At 60.5% G+C, this 20,605-nt stretch carries 17 protein-coding genes; 11 read left to right on the top strand and 6 right to left on the bottom strand.

Annotation, left to right across the window (positions count from 1 at the left end):
• Position 1 precedes the first annotated feature (1 nt).
• The 3 genes from yidD to ACRQ1B_RS06730 all read left to right on the top strand — a co-directional run bounded on the left by yidD (position 2) and on the right by ACRQ1B_RS06730 (position 3,497).
• Positions 2-379: a membrane protein insertion efficiency factor YidD gene (yidD, locus tag ACRQ1B_RS06740; protein WP_432292869.1), complete on the top strand. Its 378-nt coding sequence runs from the start codon at positions 2-4 to the stop codon at positions 377-379.
• 120 nt (positions 380-499) lie between these two features.
• A complete protein-coding gene (gene thrS, locus ACRQ1B_RS06735; RefSeq protein WP_432292868.1) occupies positions 500-2,518 on the top strand; it encodes a threonine--tRNA ligase in 2,019 nt (672 codons plus the stop codon).
• Between the two features lie 121 nt (positions 2,519-2,639).
• Positions 2,640-3,497, top strand: coding sequence for a lysophospholipid acyltransferase family protein (locus ACRQ1B_RS06730; protein ID WP_432293824.1), 858 nt, complete (start codon positions 2,640-2,642; stop codon positions 3,495-3,497).
• A gap of 20 nt (positions 3,498-3,517) precedes the next feature.
• Here the strand turns inward: ACRQ1B_RS06730 and ACRQ1B_RS06725 are convergent, their stop codons facing one another.
• Positions 3,518-4,492, bottom strand: coding sequence for an RgsD C-terminal domain-containing protein (locus tag ACRQ1B_RS06725; protein ID WP_432292867.1), 975 nt, complete (start codon positions 4,490-4,492; stop codon positions 3,518-3,520).
• A gap of 135 nt (positions 4,493-4,627) precedes the next feature.
• Between ACRQ1B_RS06725 and ACRQ1B_RS06720 the strand changes: the two genes are divergently transcribed.
• Positions 4,628-5,203, top strand: coding sequence for a nitroreductase family protein (locus tag ACRQ1B_RS06720; protein WP_432292866.1), 576 nt, complete (start codon positions 4,628-4,630; stop codon positions 5,201-5,203).
• A gap of 2 nt (positions 5,204-5,205) precedes the next feature.
• Entirely contained in the window at positions 5,206-5,820 is a 615-nt protein-coding gene (locus ACRQ1B_RS06715) for a flavin reductase family protein (RefSeq protein WP_432292865.1), read from the top strand.
• A gap of 3 nt (positions 5,821-5,823) precedes the next feature.
• On the opposite strand, the gene ACRQ1B_RS06710 is transcribed toward ACRQ1B_RS06715, so the two are convergent.
• The gene (locus ACRQ1B_RS06710) at positions 5,824-6,375 is read right to left on the bottom strand and encodes a hypothetical protein (RefSeq protein WP_432292864.1); all 552 of its coding nucleotides are present in this window, start codon (positions 6,373-6,375) and stop codon (positions 5,824-5,826) included.
• 197 nt (positions 6,376-6,572) lie between these two features.
• Here ACRQ1B_RS06710 and ACRQ1B_RS06705 point away from each other — a divergent pair, with 197 nt between their 5' ends.
• Complete coding sequence (locus ACRQ1B_RS06705; RefSeq protein ID WP_432292863.1) at positions 6,573-7,745, top strand: DUF2336 domain-containing protein; 1,173 nt, start codon at positions 6,573-6,575, stop codon at positions 7,743-7,745.
• A 3-nt stretch (positions 7,746-7,748) separates the two neighbouring features.
• Here ACRQ1B_RS06705 and ACRQ1B_RS06700 read toward each other — a convergent pair whose 3' ends face one another.
• A complete protein-coding gene (locus ACRQ1B_RS06700) occupies positions 7,749-8,177 on the bottom strand; it encodes a hypothetical protein (RefSeq protein ID WP_432292862.1) in 429 nt (142 codons plus the stop codon).
• An 82-nt stretch (positions 8,178-8,259) separates the two neighbouring features.
• The gene (locus tag ACRQ1B_RS06695) at positions 8,260-9,456 is read right to left on the bottom strand and encodes an AI-2E family transporter (RefSeq protein WP_432292861.1); all 1,197 of its coding nucleotides are present in this window, start codon (positions 9,454-9,456) and stop codon (positions 8,260-8,262) included.
• Between the two features lie 438 nt (positions 9,457-9,894).
• Here ACRQ1B_RS06695 and ACRQ1B_RS06690 point away from each other — a divergent pair, with 438 nt between their 5' ends.
• Positions 9,895-12,459 carry an HWE histidine kinase domain-containing protein gene (locus ACRQ1B_RS06690; RefSeq protein ID WP_432292860.1) on the top strand — a complete coding sequence of 855 codons (2,565 nt, stop codon included), beginning with the start codon at positions 9,895-9,897 and terminating at the stop codon, positions 12,457-12,459.
• 33 nt (positions 12,460-12,492) lie between these two features.
• On the opposite strand, the gene parE is transcribed toward ACRQ1B_RS06690, so the two are convergent.
• The gene (gene parE / locus ACRQ1B_RS06685; protein ID WP_432292859.1) at positions 12,493-14,538 is read right to left on the bottom strand and encodes a DNA topoisomerase IV subunit B; all 2,046 of its coding nucleotides are present in this window, start codon (positions 14,536-14,538) and stop codon (positions 12,493-12,495) included.
• Between the two features lie 229 nt (positions 14,539-14,767).
• Between parE and ACRQ1B_RS06680 the strand changes: the two genes are divergently transcribed.
• From ACRQ1B_RS06680 to pyrG, 4 genes are all read left to right on the top strand, one after another.
• Complete coding sequence (locus ACRQ1B_RS06680; RefSeq protein ID WP_432292858.1) at positions 14,768-15,658, top strand: alpha/beta hydrolase family protein; 891 nt, start codon at positions 14,768-14,770, stop codon at positions 15,656-15,658.
• A gap of 155 nt (positions 15,659-15,813) precedes the next feature.
• Complete coding sequence (gene tpiA, locus ACRQ1B_RS06675) at positions 15,814-16,593, top strand: triose-phosphate isomerase (protein ID WP_432292857.1); 780 nt, start codon at positions 15,814-15,816, stop codon at positions 16,591-16,593.
• Between the two features lie 108 nt (positions 16,594-16,701).
• Positions 16,702-17,145 carry a preprotein translocase subunit SecG gene (gene secG / locus ACRQ1B_RS06670; RefSeq protein WP_432292856.1) on the top strand — a complete coding sequence of 148 codons (444 nt, stop codon included), beginning with the start codon at positions 16,702-16,704 and terminating at the stop codon, positions 17,143-17,145.
• 132 nt (positions 17,146-17,277) lie between these two features.
• Positions 17,278-18,915, top strand: a complete 1,638-nt coding sequence (pyrG, locus tag ACRQ1B_RS06665) for a CTP synthase (RefSeq protein ID WP_432292855.1) — start codon at positions 17,278-17,280, stop codon at positions 18,913-18,915.
• Positions 18,916-19,149: 234 nt separating this feature from the next.
• On the opposite strand, the gene ACRQ1B_RS06660 is transcribed toward pyrG, so the two are convergent.
• Positions 19,150-20,583 (bottom strand): cryptochrome/photolyase family protein, encoded by a 1,434-nt coding sequence (locus ACRQ1B_RS06660; protein WP_432292854.1) that lies wholly within the window; start codon positions 20,581-20,583, stop codon positions 19,150-19,152.
• Positions 20,584-20,605 lie beyond the last annotated feature (22 nt).

The raw sequence follows: 20,605 nt of genomic DNA, 5'->3' as shown, positions 1-20,605 counted from the left end.
GATGTGCGGCGCCTGCGGCCAGTGGCATGATGACGAGGACGAACCGCGCGAGCGACCGAAGCCGGTTGGTCGCAACTGGAGCGGCCCATTCGCCAAGACGCCGGGACGCCTCATCGGCATGGGCTTCATCCGCCTTTACCAGCTGACGCTTTCCGGTTTTGTCGGCAACGGATGCCGCCATATTCCCACCTGTTCGGAATACGGTTATGAAGCCTTCGCGCGGCATGGTTTCTGGTCCGGTTTCTGGCTGACCCTGTTTCGCGTCGGGCGCTGCGGGCCGGGCGGTACGTCAGGCCTCGATCCGGTGCCGGAAATGCTTGGAAGTGCCTATAAGCGCTTCATGCCATGGGCATTCTGGAAGTTCGGCAAGAAGGCCTGAAACCTTTACTCCGCGCCTGTTTTTGACTATCACCGCGCCGTTCGTTGCTGCGTGCAAAACGTCTCGCAGCCCATTTTTGACCACCCGCATTCGTTGGCGGGACTGGACAGGAGAATTCAGATGTCCGTTTCCCTTACATTTCCCGATGGTTCCGTTCGCGCCTATGACGCGGGCACGACCGGCTTTGCCGTCGCCGAATCCATCTCCAAGTCGCTGGCCAAGAAGGCCGTGGCAATCACGCTCGATGGCGAGCTGCGCGATCTCTCGGATGCCGTCACCGATGGCAAGATCGAGATCGTCACGCGCACCGATCCGCGCGCGCTGGAACTGATCCGTCACGATGCCGCTCACGTCATGGCCGAGGCCGTGCAGGATCTGTGGCCCGGCACGCAGGTGACGATCGGCCCGGTCATCGAAAACGGCTTCTATTACGACTTCAAGCGCGTCCATCCGGACAGCAAGGAAGACTGGCCCTTCACGCCCGAAGATCTGCCGAAGATCGAAAAGAAGATGAAGGAGATCATTCAGAAGAATGCCGCCTTCACCAGGGAAATCTGGACGCGCGAAAAGGCCAAGCAGGTTTTCGGCGACAAGGGCGAGGCCTACAAGGTCGAGCTGGTCGACATGATCCCGGAAGGTCAGGACCTGAAGATCTACAATCAGGGCGGCTGGTTCGACCTCTGCCGTGGTCCGCACATGGCCTCGACGGGCCAGATCGGCACCGCCTTCAAACTGATGAAGGTTGCCGGCGCATACTGGCGTGGTGATTCCACCAAGCCGATGCTGACGCGCATCTACGGCACGGCATGGGCGACACAGGAAGAGCTCGACCAGTATCTGCATATTCTGGCAGAAGCCGAAAAGCGCGACCACCGCAAGCTCGGCCGCGAAATGGATCTTTTCCATTTCCAGGAAGAAGGTCCGGGCGTGGTGTTCTGGCACGGCAAGGGCTGGCGCATGTTCCAGACCCTGACATCCTATATGCGCCGCCGTCTGGCCGGCACCTATGAAGAGGTCAACGCGCCACAGGTTCTCGACAGTTCGCTCTGGGAAACCTCCGGTCACTGGGGCTGGTATCAGGAGAACATGTTCGCCGTAAAATCGGCCTACGCGTTCACCCATCCGGACGACGAGGAAGCCGACAACCGCGTGTTCGCGCTGAAGCCGATGAACTGCCCGGGTCACGTGCAGATCTTCAAGCATGGCCTGAAATCCTACCGCGAACTGCCGATCCGTCTCGCCGAATTCGGCAATGTGCACCGTTACGAAGCCTCGGGCGCGCTGCATGGCCTGATGCGCGTGCGCGGCTTCACGCAGGACGATGCGCACGTGTTCTGCACCGACGAGCAGCTGGCGGCCGAATGCCTGCGCATCAACCAGCTGATCCTGTCGGTCTATGAAGACTTTGGCTTCCAGGAAGTTGTCGTCAAACTGTCCACGCGCCCTGAAAAGCGCGTCGGCACCGACGATCTGTGGGATCGCGCCGAAAGCGTCATGACGGATGTTCTGAAGACGATCGAGGAACAGTCGGAAGGCCGCATCAAGACCGGTATCCTGCCGGGCGAGGGCGCTTTCTACGGTCCAAAATTCGAGTATACGCTGAAGGATGCCATCGGTCGTGAATGGCAGTGCGGCACGACGCAGGTCGATTTCAACCTGCCGGAACGTTTTGGCGCCTTCTACATCGATCAGAACTCGGAAAAGACCCAGCCGGTCATGATCCACCGCGCCATCTGCGGTTCGATGGAACGTTTCCTCGGCATCCTGATCGAAAACTTCGCCGGTCACATGCCGCTGTGGTTCGCGCCGACTCAGGTTGTCGTTGCAACGATCACCTCGGATGCCGACGATTACGGTCGCGAAGTTGCGGAAGCGCTGCGCGATGCCGGCCTGCAGGTCGAGACCGACTTCCGCAACGAGAAGATCAACTACAAGGTTCGTGAGCATTCGGTTGCCAAGGTGCCGGTGATCATCGTCTGCGGCCGTCAGGAAGCCGAACAGCGTTCGGTCAACATCCGCCGCCTTGGTTCGCAGGCGCAGACAGCCATGTCGCTCGACGAAGCTCTTGCTTCGCTGGTCGATGAGGCGACGCCGCCGGACGTCAAGCGCAAGGCGGCGGCTCGCAAGGCCAAGGGCTGAGTTGGCCTGATCTGAAACCTGAAAACGGCGTCTGCGGGAAATCCACAGGCGCCGTTTTCATTTTGTCATCGAACTGCAATGATGCGTGGCGAAAATGCCGGATGGTCGTGTGGAGGCCGCATTGCAGTTCAAGGAACTTTCATATGCCAACGAGCGCGACACGCGGCTGAGACGCTGGATTATCCGTTCGATCGAGGGCATGTCCGGCCGCAACCGCTATGCCCGGCTCTACGACATCTGGCGCAGCGATATCGTCGGCAAGAGCGACCGCGTTTTCGGCAAGATGCTCGATCTCATCGATGTCGGCATGGATGTGGCGGGTGAATGGCCGCCGCGCGATTTGCCGGACGGGCCGCTGGTCATCCTCGCCAACCATCCCTTCGGCATCGGTGACGGCATAGCCAGCCTGGCGCTGGCCGAGCAGCTTGGCCGTCCTTTCCGGGTGATGATCAATAACGAGCTTCTGAAGGTGCCGGAAATGGCGCCTTATTCTCTGCCGGTTTCCTTCGAGGAGACGAAGGAGGCGCTGGCGCAGAACATGGCCATGCGCCATGAGGCGCTGAAACTGCTGAGAGAGGGTGTGACCATCATCATCTTTCCTGCCGGTGGCGTGGCGACGGCAAGGCGTGGTTTCGGCAGAGCGGAAGATCTGCCGTGGAAAATGTTTCCCGCAAAGCTCATCCAGTCGGCCAAGGCAAATGTGCTGCCGATCTATTTTGAGGGCCAGAACGGGCCGCTTTTCCATTTTGCCAGCAAGATTTCGCTCGTGCTGCGCCTGTCTCTGCTGATCCGCGAGTTCAAGTGTCTGTCGGGTGCGACCATTCGCGCGCGCATCGGTTCCGTCATTCCTTATGAGGAGATGGCGACGACGACGGACCGCAAACTGCTTCTGGCAAGGCTTTACGATGCGGTCTTTATCATGCGTCCACCGACGCGGCGCGAAGCCCGAAAGGCCGCCAACCGAAGCGAAGCGGCCTGAAACGCTGCCGGCGCGACGGATTATTCGATATCGGCGTTGGCCGTCTGCGCATGTGTGGTCAGCAGCACATCGACATCGGCATTCTGTCCGGCCTTCACCGTGAACTCACGCTGGTAGATCTTGTCCTTGTTGCGGGCGACGGCAAGGTAATCGCCTTCGGACAGGACCATTGTCGAAAACGCGCTGACGCTTTCGTTGACGACGTCGCCCGAACCCGTGAGAACCGACCAGGCCGTATCAGCGATTGCCTCGCCGCCGGGTTGGGAGACAAGTTTCAGGGTGATTTGGGCTGCACGGTGCTGCAGCGTCGCTGTCGTCAGCTTGCCGGCCTCCACCTGGATATCGGCGCGGGCCACGGCGTTGACGCTGCCATATTCCGATACGACATGGTAGGTGCCGGCATTGAGCCGCACGATGCTGTTCGGCTTGACGTTGGCGATCACCAGGCCGCGTTCGCCGTCCTCGCGGCTCTCCGAGGAATAGACCGAGAAGGTCAGCAGGTTCGGCGGGATGCGGACCTCGGAACCGGTCACCGCGTTGAGCACGAAACCACCGGCATCGAGAACCACAGTCTGCCTGTCGACCTGACCTTGTTCCGGCACGGTGAGCTTTCTCGTCACACCGGCGCGACCGAAGGCTACATTCACGAAATAGTCGCCTGGCGATAGCTGGAAATCGGCAGTGCCGCCATCGGCGCTGGCGAGCAGCGGCAGTTTGCCGTCTGCGCCCGGAATGGGGCCGAAGACGCGCCAAGCAAGCCCGTCCTTCATCGCTTCGCCATCCTTGGTCAGCTTGGCCTCGAAGGCGACATTGCGTGCGATCGCGCCAGCGGAAGCGCCGGGCGTTGCCGAGAAAGCATTGAGCTTCGGCATTTTCGTGGAGCCGCCGAGCTGTTTGAAATTCTGGAATGCATCCTGGGCAAAAGACGATGATGCCGGCGCGGCAGCAAAAGCTGCACCGATCATCACATAAACGGCAATGGAGGTTCTGGTCATTTCGCCCGGATTGACTCTTGGTGTTGCAGACTTCACTTGAAAACCAACGCCAAGGCAAATTCAAGGCCTGTGTCAAAAACAGGTTGAAATGCCGGACGCGTCCGTCATCGAACTGTCAAACATGCGAGTGTGACCATGGGCAATGATATCAAGCTGATCGACTACCTGCGCCAACGCCATTCCACGCCGGTGGCGCAATACAGGGAGCCCGGACCATCGCAGGACGAATTGACGGAAATCCTGCGTTTTTCCTCGCGCGTGCCCGATCACGGCAAGATCGCGCCCTGGCGCTTCATCGTTTATCGCGGTGATTCGCGCGTCAAACTCGGCGAAGAGTTTTTGCGCCTGTCGCTGGAAAAGACGCCTGACATGACCGAGGCCGCCCAACAGGCGGAACTGACCCGCTTTACCCGTGCGCCTCTGGTTGTTGCCGTCGTCAGCACGGCCGCCCCGCATGCAAAGATCCCGGAATGGGAGCAGGTGCTGTCCGCAGGTGCGCTTTGCCTCAACATGGTCATGGCTTGCGAGGCGCATGGTTATGTCGCCAATTGGCGCACCGAATGGATCACCTATGACGAGCGCGTACAGTCGGCGCTCGGCATCAATGAGGGTGAAAAGGCGGCCGGCTTCATCCATATCGGCTCCAGCGATTTCAATACGCCGGACCGGCCGCGGCCCGAACTCGCCGACATCGTCTCCTGGGTGGAATGAGGATGTTCTATTCGACCGACGAAAACCGGCATGGTCTGGCGCACGATCCGTTCAAGGCGATCGTGTCGCCGCGGCCGATCGGCTGGATTGGTACGAAGGGGCGGGATGGTTCCTTGAACCTGTCGCCCTATTCGTTCTTCAACGCGATCTGCGACAATCCCAAGCTGGTGATGTTTTCGTCGAGCAGCCCAAAGGACAGTTTGCGCAATGCCCGCGAGACAGGCGTGTTCACGGCTAGCCTTGCCAGCCGGCATCTGGCCGAACAGATGAATGCCTCATCCATCAGCGTCGAATACGGCGTCGATGAATTCGCCATTGCGGGTCTTGCCGCGAAAGCGGGAACGCTGGTCGATGCGCCTTTCGTGGCCGAGGCCTATGCGGCGCTGGAGTGCCGGGTGACCGAGATCATCGAGCCGAAGACGATCGACGGCGGCAAGGCCGAGGCGATTATCGTGTTTGGTCAGGTTGTCGGCATCCATCTCAGCGAGGAAATCCTTCGCGAGGGCAGGGTGGATATGGGCATTGCCCGTCCGCTCGGTCGCATGGGCTATCGCGATTACGCCGATAGCGGCGCCGATGTTTTTGAAATGACGCGGCCGTCGACGCCCAAGGGCTGATCTTCAGCCTGTAAACACGGACTGGATGACCGGCACCTGCGAAGGCGTGCCGGTCATTTTTCCGAAAAAACCCTGCGCTCTGGCGTGCAGGCAGGCGGTGTGGAACGATGGCTCGTCCGTGTTCGGTTCAATCGTATCGATTGCCGATACGCCTGCGGCCGCTGCCGCGAGCAGCAGTGTCGCGCGGGCCATGGCTGCAACCTCCGCGCCGAGCCCGTTTTCAGACCCCATGGCAATGGCCAGGGCAGCTGCATCCCATCCAAGTGCGATCAGGCGTTTGCTCTTGCCTGAAAAGCTGGCGGCGGCCAGCAGGCCATGCGGATTATCTCCAGCCATGGCAATGATTCGCGTCGTTCCCATGGAAATTCCGGCGCGCGCTTCGGCCACCTGCAACAGGACATCCAGATGTTGAACGTCGGCGCCATGCCGTGCGCCGGAGAGAATGACGGTGGCGATTCGCCCTGACATGCAAAGGCCGAGTGGCGCCGTCATCGTGTCTTTGGTCACGGCGGGCAGCAGGGCGGCCGTCGCGCCGGAGAGCGGGAAAGCGTCCATGCCGATCTGCATATCGCGCAGGTCGGCAACGATGGCGCAGGGCGTGTTTTTGGGTGCCTCAGAAAGGTCTGGGCCGGGCGGCAAGAGCAGCCATGATTTCGGCAGTAAAGCGGACAGAAATACTCTCCGTTCGTGGTTAAATCTTATGGTGAACCAATCTTAAACGATTTTTCCCTAGGCTGCATTTCGTAGGGTGAATGCGGCTAACGCTCCTTTTGTATTGGGGTTTCGGGGTGATCGTACAGGCTTTTCTTCGTTGGGCGGAAACCGCCAGACCAGCAGACAGGGCAAAAGCTGCCCATGCACTGGCGCGCGGCTATCTTGCCTCGTCGGTGCAGGATGAAAAGCGGCAGGCGGCAGTGCTGGCGCTGACGCATCTGCTGGACGATCCGTCTCCGGTGGTACGGGCAGCGCTCGCCGAAGCGGTTGCCGATTCGCCGGATGCTCCGCGCGGCATGATCATGTCGCTGGCTGAAGACCAGCCGCTGATCGCCTCCTCCGTCATCACCCGCTCGCCGGTGCTGACCGATGTCGACCTTGTCGATCTGGTCGGAAGAGGAAGTGTCGTGACGCGGGCGCTGGTAGCGTCCCGTCCGAACCTGTCGCGCGGCATTTCCGCCGCCATCGCCGAAGTGGCAGGCAAGGAGGAGGCGCTGCTCCTGCTCGAAAACGAAACGGCGTCGATCACCCGTTTCACGCTGCGCCGGATGGCCGAGCGTCACGGCCACAATGCGGATATCCGTAACGTGCTGCTCGATCGTGAGGATTTGACCGCCGATGCCCGCCATCTTCTGGTCAGTCATGTCAGCGAGGCATTGGCCGCCAGCGATCTGATGCGAACCACATTGACTGCGTCGCGTATCGATTATGTCACCCGCGAGGCCAGTGAAGCGGCAACCGTCGCCATCGCCGGTACGGTGCGGCATCACGATATCGCCGGTCTGGTGGAGCATCTTCGCCAGCAAGGCCGCCTGACGCCAGCTTTCCTCATTCATGTCCTGTGCGGCGGCAAGGTGGATTTCTTCTCCGGCGCGATCTGCAACCTGTCAGGCCTCGATGACCAGCGTGTGCGCTCCATCCTCGCCACCGGCCGAATGCATGCCGTGCGCGCCCTCTTCGAAGCGGCGGGCCTGGACCGGTCTATCGCCAATGTTTTCGTTGAGGCCGTGCTTTTATGGCGCGAGGCCGCCCGCTCACCGATCGGTTTTTCGCTGCAGAGCATTTGCCTGCCGCTGATCGAGCGTTTCAGAGCCGAGGCGCAGCCTATGTCTCCATTGGCGGAAATGCTCGATATGATCGAGAAGCTGCATCTGATGGAAGAGCGCTTGCTGGCGCGCTCTTACGCCGGCGATCTGGCGTTTGCGGCGTAGGCCTCAGTCCCTGAATTTCTTGGCGACCCAGGAATAGCTGTTTTCCACCAGACGAACCGGCTTGCCGAACAGTGTGCGGATACCGTCGCTGCTCGGCAGGACCGATGTGACCCGACTGATGGCGCGGGCGGCCATACCGCGTTCTTCCTCGCGCTTTTGCTCTTCGGTTTCCGGCGGCTTGACGGCCGTTTCCACATCCGGTGTTTTCGCCTGAGGTGGCGCATTGTCGGCAGTTTCAGGCGTGCTCGGATCCTGGCAGACGGCAATGACCACGGGGTAGGAGACATTGGCGAAGGATGCCAGTTGCTGCTCGGACACGGCGTTGCACATCTCGATCGACGGCCAGCGCTGCTGCAGCGTGGCGATGTATTGGCAATCCTTGACGGCGTCGTCGCAGCCGAGAATGGTCATGGCGATGATGGCAGGGTTCATGGGCGTCCCGTTCTGTTTCCGGAACGAGCTTATGCCAAGGATCGTGACGCCAGCAAGGCAAGCCGGCTGGCGTCCTTCAGGATCAGGATGAGGCGACCTCGCGGCGGGCGGCGGGCGTATCCGTTGCGGGTGTATTGGCCGCTTCCGCTTCGCGCGGCTCCGACAGTTCCACTTCGCGCACCCATTCCCGCCACACGGCCACCAGCAGCGCCATCAGCACCGGGCCGATAAACAGGCCGAGAAAGCCCATCGTCTTCACGCCGCCGACCAGACCGAAGAAGGTCGGCAGGAAGGGCAGCTTGATCGGACCGCCGACGAGGCGCGGGCGCACCGTCTTGTCGACGATGAAAAGCTCGACGCTGCCCCAGACGAGAAGCGCGATACCGGCAAACGGCGATCCGCTGGCAACGAGGTAGATGGAGACGAGCGTGAAGGAGAGCGGTGCGCCGCCGGGGATGAGGGCCATGACGCCGGTGATGACGCCGAGCGTGACGGGCGAGGGCACGCCCGCGATCCAATAGGCGATGCCGAGCACGATGCCTTCGCCGATGGCGATCAGTGTCATGCCGGTGACGGTCGAGCTGATTGTGGCCGGAACGACACGCGAAATGCGCTCCCAGCGCGACGGCAGGATGCGTTCGCCGATCAGATCGATCTGGCGCGAGAAGGATGCGCCGTCGCGATAGACGAAAAACAGTGCGATCAGCATGAACAGCAGCGTCAGAACCAGATGGAAGGCGCCACCACCGGCCGCGACGACCGCGCGATAAATGTTGCCGATATTGGCGCCGCTGACGATCTGGATATATTCGCCGATCGCGCCGGGCACGCCGATATGGCTGGTCCACTGGTTGTCCAGCCACGGTCCGGCATAGGGCAGGGTGGCGATCCATTCCGGCGTCGGCGCACCGATACGGTTGACCTCAAGTGCCCAGCCCACCCATTCGCGCACTTCGCCGGTCGTATAGGAAATGGCGACGCCGATCGGAACCAGCAGAAATGTGACGATGAAGAGGATGGCGATCGTTGCGGCAAGCGTGGTGCTGCCGCCGACGCGTGCCAGCAGGCGCCTATAGAGCGGCCAGCTGGCGAAACCGATGACGAGAGCCGCCAGAACCGGAACGATGAAGCCGTGGAAGAAATAGATGCCGGCAAAGACAATCAGCACCAGCAGCCAACGTGCCGCAGAGATGGAGGGAATCAGGGCAACGCTGGAAGACGCGACCGGACCAAGCCAGCGCGGTTCCTTGGATGGTGTCTTTTTATCAAATGCACTCACAGCCGGCTGCTCTTCCTCAAAATGTTGATCAGCATATGGGCCATGTGACCCCGCTGCGCAAGGGAACCCTTTGGCGGCCGGATCGCAACCCTCTCACTTGCGATTGGTCAAGTTTACGATAGAAATATGAAGATCGTGACAAAGTAGCTGGATGACAGCGGACCTGTTGCGCCGCTGCGTAAACGAAACCTTCGGCGTAATCTGGAAAATCTGCAGGCAGTGCTCTATCTGCTCACGTGCTAAAGCGCTGATAACTGTGGTACATTGTCGGATATCGGGCGGCGAGGCCTTCGGGAGGGAAACGGGACGCTTACGGCAAGCTGGCGGCGTCGGTCTAGTTTTCGGAGTTCTAGAGGAAGAGGTTGCGCGGGAACCCTGTCGATTTCGATGGGTTGGCCGTATCGGAAGCAGTCGGATCTGCTTTCAGGGAAAGTTTATATGCCTGACAAGATGACGGTCGATCTTACCAATTGCGACCGCGAACCGATCCATATTCCAGGCAGCATCCAGCCGCATGGCTGCCTTCTGGCATGCGATGCGACCGGCGCGACGGTCATTCGTCACTCGGCCAATGCGGCCGAGATGCTGGGCGTTTCAGGTGAGATCAACGGGCTTCGTCTCGATGAAGTGATCGGTGGGGAAGCGGCCCACACGCTGCGCAATGCGCTGGCGACATCGGACGACCCGAGCCGCGCCGCACTGCGCATGGGAGTGCATGTGAACGAGGCCGGCGCCTTCGACGTCTCCGTGCATCGTGTCGAGACCTCCGTCATCATCGAATTCCAGCCGGCTGCCGCTCATTCCGACCAGCCGCTCGAAACCGCGCGCATGCTGATCAGTCGCGTGCGTAGCATTTCCAGCATCAGCCAGCTGATCGAGAAATCGACGCGCCTGATGTACGCCATGCTCGGTTACGACCGCGTCATGGTCTACCGTTTCGAGCAGGATGGTGCGGGCCAGGTGGTCAGCGAATACAAACGCCGCGATCTCGAAAGTTTTAAAGGCCAGTATTTTCCGGCCAGCGACATTCCGAAACAGGCGCGAACCCTTTATCTGCGCAACACGATCCGCATCATTTCCGATGCCGAGGGCCATCGCGTGCCGATCGTGCCGACACTGGACGAGGCCGGCCTGCCGCTCGACCTTTCGTTTGCGCATTTGCGCAGCGTTTCGCCGATCCATTGCGAATATCTGCGCAACATGGGCGTCGGCGCCTCCATGTCGATCTCGATCGTCATCGACGGCGAGTTGTGGGGCCTGATTGCCTGTCACCATTACAGCCCGAAAACACTGTCGCTGACACAGCGCGTGGCCGCTGAAATGTTCGGCGAGTTCCTGTCGATGCACCTGTCGGCGCTGCAGCAGAAACAGATCCTCGACACCACCAACGAGGCGCGCCGTTTCCTCGACCAGTTCCTGCAGACGGCTTCGCATCACACCGATCTCGGCGGTCTACTGCGTACGTCGATTGCAGAATTCAGGGCGATGATCCCGAGTGACGGTATCGGCCTGTGGCTGGATGGCGAATGGACACCATCTGGTATGACGCCGCCGGTCGAAACGGTTTCGGTGCTTGCCGATTTCGTGGGCTCCGTTGCCAACAGTCGTATCTGGTCGACCCACAATATTGTCGGCGACCTGCCGGAGGCGATTGCCTATGCCGGCGAAGTCTGTGGTGTTCTGGCGATCCCGCTGTCGCAGCGCCCGCGCGATTACCTGTTCTTCTTTCGCCGCGAAGTGGTGCAGACGCTGAACTGGGCGGGCAATCCGGAAAAATCCTACGAGACCGGCCCGCTCGGCGAACGCCTGACGCCGCGCAAGAGTTTTGCGATCTGGAAGGAAACGGTGCATCTGCAATCGCAGCCGTGGACGGTGGGCGAAGAGGAAATCGCGGAAGCCATCCGCTCCGTCCTCGTGGAAATCGTGTTGCACCACAATGAGTTGCTGGAAGACGAGCGCGGCAAGGCCGATGTGCGCCAGCGCATGCTCAACGAGGAACTCAACCACCGCGTCAAGAACATCCTTGCCGTCATCAAGGCGCTGATCGGCCACCCGGTGCAGGAAGGCCGCAATCTGCAGGATTACATTGCCACGCTGAAGGGCCGCATTCAGGCGCTCGCTTTCGCGCACGATCAGGTGGTGCGTGGTGGCGATGGTGGCGCGCTTCATGAACTGCTGGAAGCCGAACTGAAACCCTATCGTGATGGCGCACGCACCGTGACGCTGCTCGGTCCCTATGTCTGGCTCGACAGCCGCGCCTATTCGGTCATGGCGCTGGTCCTGCATGAACTGGCGACCAATGCCGCGAAATATGGTGCACTGTCGGTCACGGGCGGTCTTTTGGAGATCAACTGGCAGAGGCTCGACAATGGCGATTGCGAGTTGACCTGGAGCGAAAGCAAGGGGCCATCCGTTACGCCGCCATCGCGTGCCGGTTTCGGCACCGTGCTGATCGATCGCAGCGTACCATTCGAACTCGGCGGCAAGAGCAAGGTGGAATACGAGGCCGATGGTGTTCAGGGACGTTTCCTGATCCCGGCGCAGCATATCCATATCGCCGAAACCGAAATCCTGCCGGAATTGGCGGAAAGGGCGGCAGACCATCAGAACGCCAGCGTTTCCCTGATGTCGGAACTCGATCTGCTTCTTGTCGAGGACCAGATGCTGGTGGCCGCCGATGTCGAAACCATGCTGGCCGACCACGGCATATCCAAGGTAACAACCGCGCCTTCCGCCTCCGAAGCGCTTCGCCGTCTGCGCGATTTCACGCCTGACGTCGCTATTCTGGACGTCAATCTCGGCTCCGAAACATCGCTTCCCGTCGCCGAAGAACTGACCAGACGTAACGTGCCTTTCGTCTTCGCCACCGGCTACAGCGATCGTTCGATCATTCCGGCCAGTTTTGACGCTCCTGTGGTGCGTAAGCCCTATGAAGCGGCGGCTCTGATCTCTGCGGTCATGAAGGTCGTTGAAGAACGTAAAACGCCGCCCCGGCAGGACTGAGGCGGCGTCGGTAGGTCTCTGATCGGGTTCCGGTCAAATATCGAGGTTTTCGGCGAAGGCGGAGCGTTCCTGAATGAAGCGGAAACGCGCTTCCGGTTTCGTGCCCATCAGGTTGTCGACAGCCTCACGCGTGCCCTCGAAATCCACGTCATCGATGAGAACGCGCAGCAATGTACGCTTGGCCGGGTCCATCGTGGTTTCCTTCAGCTGCGCCGGCATCATTTCACCGAGGCCTTTGAAGCGGCCGATCTCGACCTTCTTGCCCTTGAACATGGTTTCCATCAGTTCGGCGCGGTGGGCGTCATCGCGTGCATAGGCGCTCTTGGCGCCCTGGCGAATGACGTAGAGGGGCGGAACGGCCAGATAGAGGTGGTTGCCGCGGATCAGTTCCGGCATTTCCTGATAGAAGAAGGTGATCAGCAGTGAGGCGATATGCGCGCCGTCAACGTCGGCATCGGTCATGATGATGACGCGCTCGTAACGAAGATCTTCCTCGCGATATTTCGTGCGCGTGCCGCAGCCGAGCGCCTGAATGAGATCGGCGATCTGCTGGTTCGCGGACAGCTTTTCGCGGCTGGCCGAACCGACGTTCAGGATTTTACCACGCAGAGGCAGAATGGCCTGATTGGCGCGGTTGCGCCCCTGCTTGGCCGAGCCGCCAGCCGAGTCGCCCTCGACGATGAACAGTTCGGCACCATCGGCGGTATTTTGCGAGCAGTCGGCCAGCTTGCCGGGCAGGCGCAGTTTGCGCACCGCCGTCTTGCGGTTGACTTCCTTTTCCTTGCGGCGGCGCAGACGCTCTTCGGCGCGCTCGATCACCCATTCCAGCAGCTTGGCCGCCTCGTTCGGGTTGCCGGCAAGGTAATGATCGAAGGGGTCGCGCAGCGTGTTTTCGACAATGCGCTGGGCTTCGACAGTCGCGAGCTTGTCCTTGGTCTGGCCGACGAATTCCGGCTCGCGGATGAAGACTGACAGCATGCCGACGGCGGAAATCATCACGTCGTCGGTAGTGATGTCCTTGGCGCGCTTGTTCTGCGTCAGTTCGGCGTAGTTCTTCAGACCCTTGGTGAGCGCGATGCGCAGACCCGCCTCGTGCGTGCCGCCTTCCTGCGTCGGAATGGTGTTACAGTAGGAATGCACCGCAGGGTCGCCGCCATACCAGGTAATCGCCCATTCCATGGCGCCATGGCCGCCGGTCTTTTCGGTGCGGCCGGCAAAGATTTCGCGGGTGACGGTAAAGTCCTTGCCGAGCGTGGCGGCCAGATAATCCTTCAGGCCACCCGGAAAATGGAAGACTGCCTTTTCCGGAATGTCACCGCCTTCCGGCACCATGCCGGGATCGCAGCTCCAGCGGATCTCGACGCCGCCGAAGAGATAGGCCTTCGAGCGGGCCATGCGGAAGATGCGGCCGGCCTCGAACTTGGCATGCTCGCCAAAAATCTGCGCGTCGGGATGGAAACGCACGCGGGTACCGCGGCGGTTATGCACATCGCCGAGTTCCTGCAGCCCGCCCTGCGGCACGCCGCGCGAAAAGACCTGCTTGTAGAGCTTGCGGTTACGGGCGACCTCGACCTCCAGAACGTCCGACAGCGCGTTGACAACCGACACGCCGACGCCGTGAAGACCGCCTGATGTCTCATAGGCATCGCCGTCGAACTTGCCGCCGGCATGCAGCTTGGTCATGATGACTTCGAGCGTGGACTTGCCCGGAACCTGCGGGTGGTTTTCCACCGGGATACCGCGACCGTTATCGCTGACGGTCAAAAAACCTTCGGCATCGAGATGCACTTCGATGAAATTGGCGTGGCCGGCCACCGCTTCGTCCATCGAGTTATCGATGACTTCGGCAAACAGATGATGCAGCGCCTTGGCGTCGGTGCCGCCGATATACATCCCGGGACGCATGCGGACCGGTTCGAGACCTTCCAGGACACGGATCGACGATGCGCCATATTCCCCGCCGGTCGCCGGCGTTACGGGCTGAGCGCGCACGGGTTCCGGTGCCGGTTCCTTGGCCTCGGGCTTGGCCTCGGACTTGGGTTGGGCGGGCATTGCGGCGAAAAGGTCGTTATCATCCATGGGTGGCGTCGTTACTACCTGTCTGCGTGAGATGGGAGGCGCGATGCGCGGCCGTCCCGGTCTTGTGCTGTTTCGAATCGCCCGCAATTCTGCCAGAAAGCGGGGCTTTTCGCGATGCCGCCCGAAAACGGTAACGGAAACGGTCACAAAAGCGGCTTATGGCGAAGTGATGCTGTGCCGCTCGTGCGAAGGCAAGATTGAAAGGGTCACACTCACGATGAAACGCCGCATGTCCACAGCTCTTTTGTCGCGTATCCCGCTGGTTCTTGCCGTTTCATTGGGCGTTGCCATGCCTGTTGCTGCCGCCGACGGGCCACTAAAACCGTTCAAGGATGAGCTGTTTTCAAAACAGACAGTGCTGGAAACGCAGGACGGCGGCGCCTTCAAGGTCATCGATTACCAGGAAATGCGCGACATCAACGGCCGTGACAGCGAGCCGGAACGGCGGGTGAAATCGCAATATGTCTCGCTCGGTGTCCGGCGCGCGCAGGAGAATGAAACGCTGGCCATCGGTGCGCGCAATCTCGATGTGACGCGTGTCGGCAAAAGCGATGGTGCCGCCTTCACGGTGATCTTCATTCACGGCCGGGGAGGGGATCGCCGCCTCGGTGTCAACGACTATTCGTTCGGCGGCAATTTCAACCGGCTGAAAAACCTCGCGGTGGAAAACGGCGGCGCCTATTATGCGCCGAGCGTTCGTTCCTTCGATGACAAGGGCGTCGCCGATATTGCCGCATTGATCCGGTACTCCTCGGAACAATCCGGTGGCAGGCCGGTCATTCTGACCTGCGCCTCGATGGGGAGCTTTATTTGCGCCGGTATTACGCGTGACAAGTTGGCCGTGGCGAACCTTGCAGGCATGGCGCTGCTTGGCGGCGCGCCTGACCCGGATTTTCCGACGTCGCTCGCTGCCAAGGCCCGCATCCCGGTTTTCTTCACCCATGGCAGCGTGGACAAGGTTTATAAGGCCGACGACCAGATCGGCATCTATCGGTCGCTACTGGCCAAAAAATATCCGACCCGCTTCACGCTGTTCAACACAGGCGGTCATGGCACGCCGGTGCGCATGAGCGACTGGCGTGAAATTTTGAATTTTCTTCTGACAAACGCCAAAAACTGATGGCGGTAACCATGGTTTTGAACCGTGTTGACGTTTTCGAATACCAATGTTGCGCCGACTTGGCTAAGAACAGCCTAGCTAGTCAAGACTGAGCTTGCCGCAGGAGAATTTTTGCATCGGCTCGCTGAAACGATAGGGATGAGGACAGGATTTTCATGACGCCAGACATTCGCCCGCTGATCGCCGGAAACTGGAAAATGAACGGCACCCGCGCCGAGCTCGATCAGATCAAGGCCATGGCGGACGGCGTGAAGACGCCTCTGTCGGAAAAGGTCGAAACGCTTCTCTGCCCGCCCGCAACCCTGCTCTATGTGGCAACCGCACTTTGCGACGACAGCCCGCTTCTGATCGGCGCGCAGGATTGCCACCAGAAAGTTTCCGGTGCCCATACGGGTGATATTTCCGCGCAGATGATCGCCGACTGCTTCGGCACCCATGTCATCGTCGGCCATTCCGAGCGTCGCGGCGACCATGCCGAGACCGACCATCTGGTCCGTGCCAAGGCGGAAGCTGCCCACGAAGCGGATCTCGTTGCCATCGTCTGCATCGGTGAAACGCTGGCCGAGCGCGATGCATACCAGACGCTGGACGTTCTGAAGCGTCAGATCTTCAACTCCCTTCCCGAGGGCGCTACGGCGGAAAACACCGTCATCGCTTACGAACCTGTCTGGGCGATCGGCACCGGGCTGACGCCGACTAACAGCGATATCGAGGTTGCCCACGCCTTCATGCGCGCCGAACTGGTTGCGCGTTTGGGCGGGGAAGGCGCCGCCATGCGTATTCTGTATGGCGGTTCGGTGAAGCCCAGCAATGCCGGTGAGATCATGGCCATTGAAAACGTCGATGGCGTACTTGTTGGCGGTGCGAGCTTGAAAGCGGACGATTTTCTTGCCATCTACGCCGCATGTGAACCGCTCGTGGCAGAAACAGCTTGAGGTAAAGCGCGTAAAACGTGCTCTAAGGGCTTTTAAAGCGCGCGCGCCTCGGCTAAAGAGCCGCAAAGATTTGACTGGGCCTCGGCATCCGGGGCGGACTGGATTGTTATGCAGACCGTATTGATCGTCATCCATCTCCTGATCGTGCTCGCCCTCGTGGGCGTCGTGCTGATTCAGCGTTCCGAAGGCGGCGGCCTTGGCGTCGGCGGCGGTTCCGGCTTCATGTCGGCACGCGGCACGGCCAATGCGCTGACCCGCACCACCGCGATCCTGGCGACGCTGTTCTTCATCACCTCGCTTGGGCTGGGCATTCTCGCCCGTTACGAATCCCGTCCGACCGATATTCTCGATCGCATTCCGGAAGCGCAGCGCGGTACGGGTGGCGGCATTCTCGACTCGCTCGGCCCGGCACCGGCAACACCGCCGGCCAATAACGGCGTTCCGTCCGATGCAGCTCCTGCTAATGGTGCAAGCGCTCCTGCAGCACCCGCTGCTCCGGCCACGCCGACACCGGCTCCTGCCGATCCGTCGGCTGTCCCGACCGGACAGTAATACCGGTCGAAAATTTGAACCTCCGGCAGGCCAAAAGCCTGCCGGTTTTGTTTTGTGCTGATTCTCCCGCTCGCTTTTCAACAGAAGAACGGACGATAGGGGCTGGCGGAATCATTCTGAAAAAGGTAACCGGTGACTCCCATGGCGCGATATGTATTCATCACAGGCGGCGTGGTTTCTTCCCTCGGGAAGGGAATTGCGGCCGCGGCCCTCGGAGCATTGCTTCAGGCGAGGGGTTACCGGGTTCGGCTTCGCAAGCTCGATCCTTATCTCAACGTTGATCCGGGCACGATGAGCCCGACCCAGCACGGCGAGGTCTTCGTGACCGACGACGGCGCTGAGACGGATCTCGACCTCGGTCACTACGAACGATTTACCGGCCGTTCGGCGACCAAGACCGACAACATCACCACCGGTCGTATCTACAAGAACATCATCGACAAGGAACGTCGCGGCGATTACCTCGGCGCAACCGTTCAGGTCATTCCGCACGTGACGAACGAGATCAAGGATTTCGTTACCGAGGGCAATGACGACTACGATTTCGTTCTGTGCGAAGTCGGCGGCACCGTCGGCGATATCGAGGCGATGCCGTTCATGGAAGCGATCCGCCAGGTCAAGAACGACCTGCCGCGCGGAACGGCCATCTATCTGCACCTGACGCTGATGCCGTATATTGCCGCGGCGGGCGAACTGAAGACCAAGCCGACCCAGCATTCGGTGAAGGAACTGCAGGCACTCGGCATCCATCCCGACATCCTGCTTGTGCGCGCCGACCGGGAAATCCCGGAGGCCGAGCGTCGCAAGCTCTCGCTCTTCTGCAACGTCCGCCCGTCCGCCGTCATTCAGGCACTCGACGTCGCCAACATCTATGACGTTCCGATTGCCTACCACAAGGAAGGCCTCGACAACGAAGTTCTGGCCGCCTTCGGCATAGAGCCGGCTCCAAAGCCGCGTCTGGATGCATGGGAAGATGTCGCCAGCCGTATCCGTCAGCCGGAAGGCGAAGTTACGATCGCGATCGTCGGCAAGTACACCGGCCTCAAGGATGCCTACAAGTCGTTGATCGAGGCGCTGCATCACGGCGGCATCGCCAATCAGGTCAAGGTCAAGCTCGAATGGATCGAGTCGGAAGTCTTCGAAAAGGAAGACCCGGCGCCTTACCTCGAAAAGGTCAACGGCATTCTCGTGCCGGGCGGTTTTGGCGAGCGCGGTTCGGAAGGCAAGATCAAGGCGGCGCAGTTCGCCCGCGAGCGCAACGTGCCTTACTTCGGTATCTGCTTCGGCATGCAGATGGCCGTTGTCGAAGCGGCGCGTAACCTCGCCGGTATCGAACACGCATCCTCGACCGAATTCGGCCCGACCAGCGAACCGGTCGTTGGCTTGATGACGGAGTGGGTGAAGGGCAATGCGCTCGAAAAGCGCGCGGCAGCCGGCGATCTCGGTGGCACGATGCGTCTTGGCGCCTACGATGCCAGCCTTAAGAAAGACACCCGGATTGCGCAGATCTACGGATCGACCGACATTTCCGAGCGTCACCGCCACCGTTACGAAGTGAACGTGGATTACAAAGACAAGCTGGAAAGCTGCGGTCTGGTCTTCTCCGGCATGTCGCCGGACGGCGTTCTGCCGGAAACGGTGGAATACCCGGATCACCCGTGGTTCATCGGCGTTCAGTACCACCCGGAACTGAAGAGCCGTCCGCTTGATCCGCATCCGCTGTTCAAGAGTTTTATTGAAGCGGCTCTCGAACAGAACCGCCTCGTTTGACGGTTTCAGTCGTTAGAGATTGACAAGGACCCGGCTTCGGCCGGGTCTTTTGCGTTTGGGCGATGAGGTTGGAATGGGGAGGTGAAGGTGCCGGCAGGCGGATGAGGGGCAGGTGCCGGAAACTCAGTGCTCGCTGCTGCCCCTCATCCCCTCGCTTTCGATCCGGACCTTCTCCCCGCACGCGGGGAGAAGAGGCAAGTCGCACCATTACTGCCCCAATTAATCCGTCGGACGTTACCCCTTCAGTCCCTTGTACGCCTCCAGCGCCCGGTCTCTCGCCATGCCGTGATTGACGATCGGCCTGGGATACTGCTTGCCAAGCTCGATACCGGCGTCGGCCAGAACATGCTCCGGCGCCTCGAAGGGTTTGTGAACATACTTCTTCGGCAGCTTTTCCAGTTCCGGCACCCAGTGGCGCACATAGTCGCCATCGGGATCGAACTTTTCGCCCTGCAGGATCGGATTGAAGATGCGGAAAAACGGTGAGGCATCGGCACCCGAGCCAGCCACCCATTGCCAGTTGGCGGTGTTGCTGGCGGGATCGGCGTCCAAGAGCGTATCGCGGAACCATTCCTCGCCGCGCCGCCAGTCGATCAGCAGGTCCTTGATCAGGAAGGATGCCGTGATCATGCGCACGCGGTTGTGCATGTAGCCGGTCTGCCAGAGTTCGCGCATGCCGGCATCGACGATCGGATAACCGGTCAGCCCCTTGGTCCAGGCGGCAAAATCCTTGGCATCGAATTCCCATTCGAAGGCGTCGAATTTGTCGTCCCAGTTCTTGGTGCGTAGGTCGGGGAATTCGATCAGGAGATTGTAGCAGAAGTCGCGCCAGGCCAGTTCCTTGCGAAAATGCACGAGATCGTCCTTGTGGCGCTGCGCAAGGCCATTGGTGGCATGCCAGATGCGGGCAGGAGAAATTTCGCCGAGCGCCAGATGCGGCGACAACTTTGATGTCGCATCAGTACCCGGAAAGTCGCGGCCTTGCTTGTAATCGTGGAGGTCGGCGTCGATCAGGTCTTCGAGTTTTTGCCTCGCACCGGATTCGCCCGGCGTCCAGAAGTTTGAAAAGCCCGCGGCCCAATTCGGTTTGGTCGGCAACAGGTCCCAGCCATCGAGCGATTCGGAGCGTGGATGCGTGTCGGGCGCCATCACCCTGTCCGGTGCTTCCGTCGGCTCGGCCGGCTCTCCAAGCTTCTGCATGGCGTTCCAGAAGGGCGTATAGACCTTGAAAGCATTACCGGAGCCTGTGCGGATGGTTTTCGGGTCGTGCAGCAGCTGGCCATGAAAAGCCTTGATACCGATGCCTGCGTCTTTCAGCGCTAAGGCGATCTCGCGATCCACCGATGTCCGCTCATAGGCACGGTTGACAAACACGCAATCGGCGCCGGATGTGCGGGCGATATCCCGCAGCACGTCTTCGGCCGGGCCTGTGCGCAGGCACAGATCATTGCCATGCGCATCAAGGCTTTCCCGCAGCCCCACTAGCGAATTGTGCAGCCACCACGCCTGAGCGCCGCCCAGCGGTCCGATATCGGGGTGTTCCGGCTCGCGAATGTAAACGCAGATAACCGGCCGATCCGTTTCCACTGCGGCGTGGAGGGCGTGATTGTCATCGAGCCTCAGATCACGGCGGAACCAGAGAATGACCGGCTTTTTGTCTTCAGCCACGCGGGCCTCCTTGATGTGGATG

Origin of the sequence: Endobacterium panacihumi, assembly GCF_050847465.1 — a bacterium.
GTDB lineage: Bacteria > Pseudomonadota > Alphaproteobacteria > Rhizobiales > Rhizobiaceae > Neorhizobium > Neorhizobium panacihumi.
The sequence above is the reverse complement of the archived record's forward strand: the minus strand, read 5'-3'. Positions and strand labels throughout refer to the sequence as shown.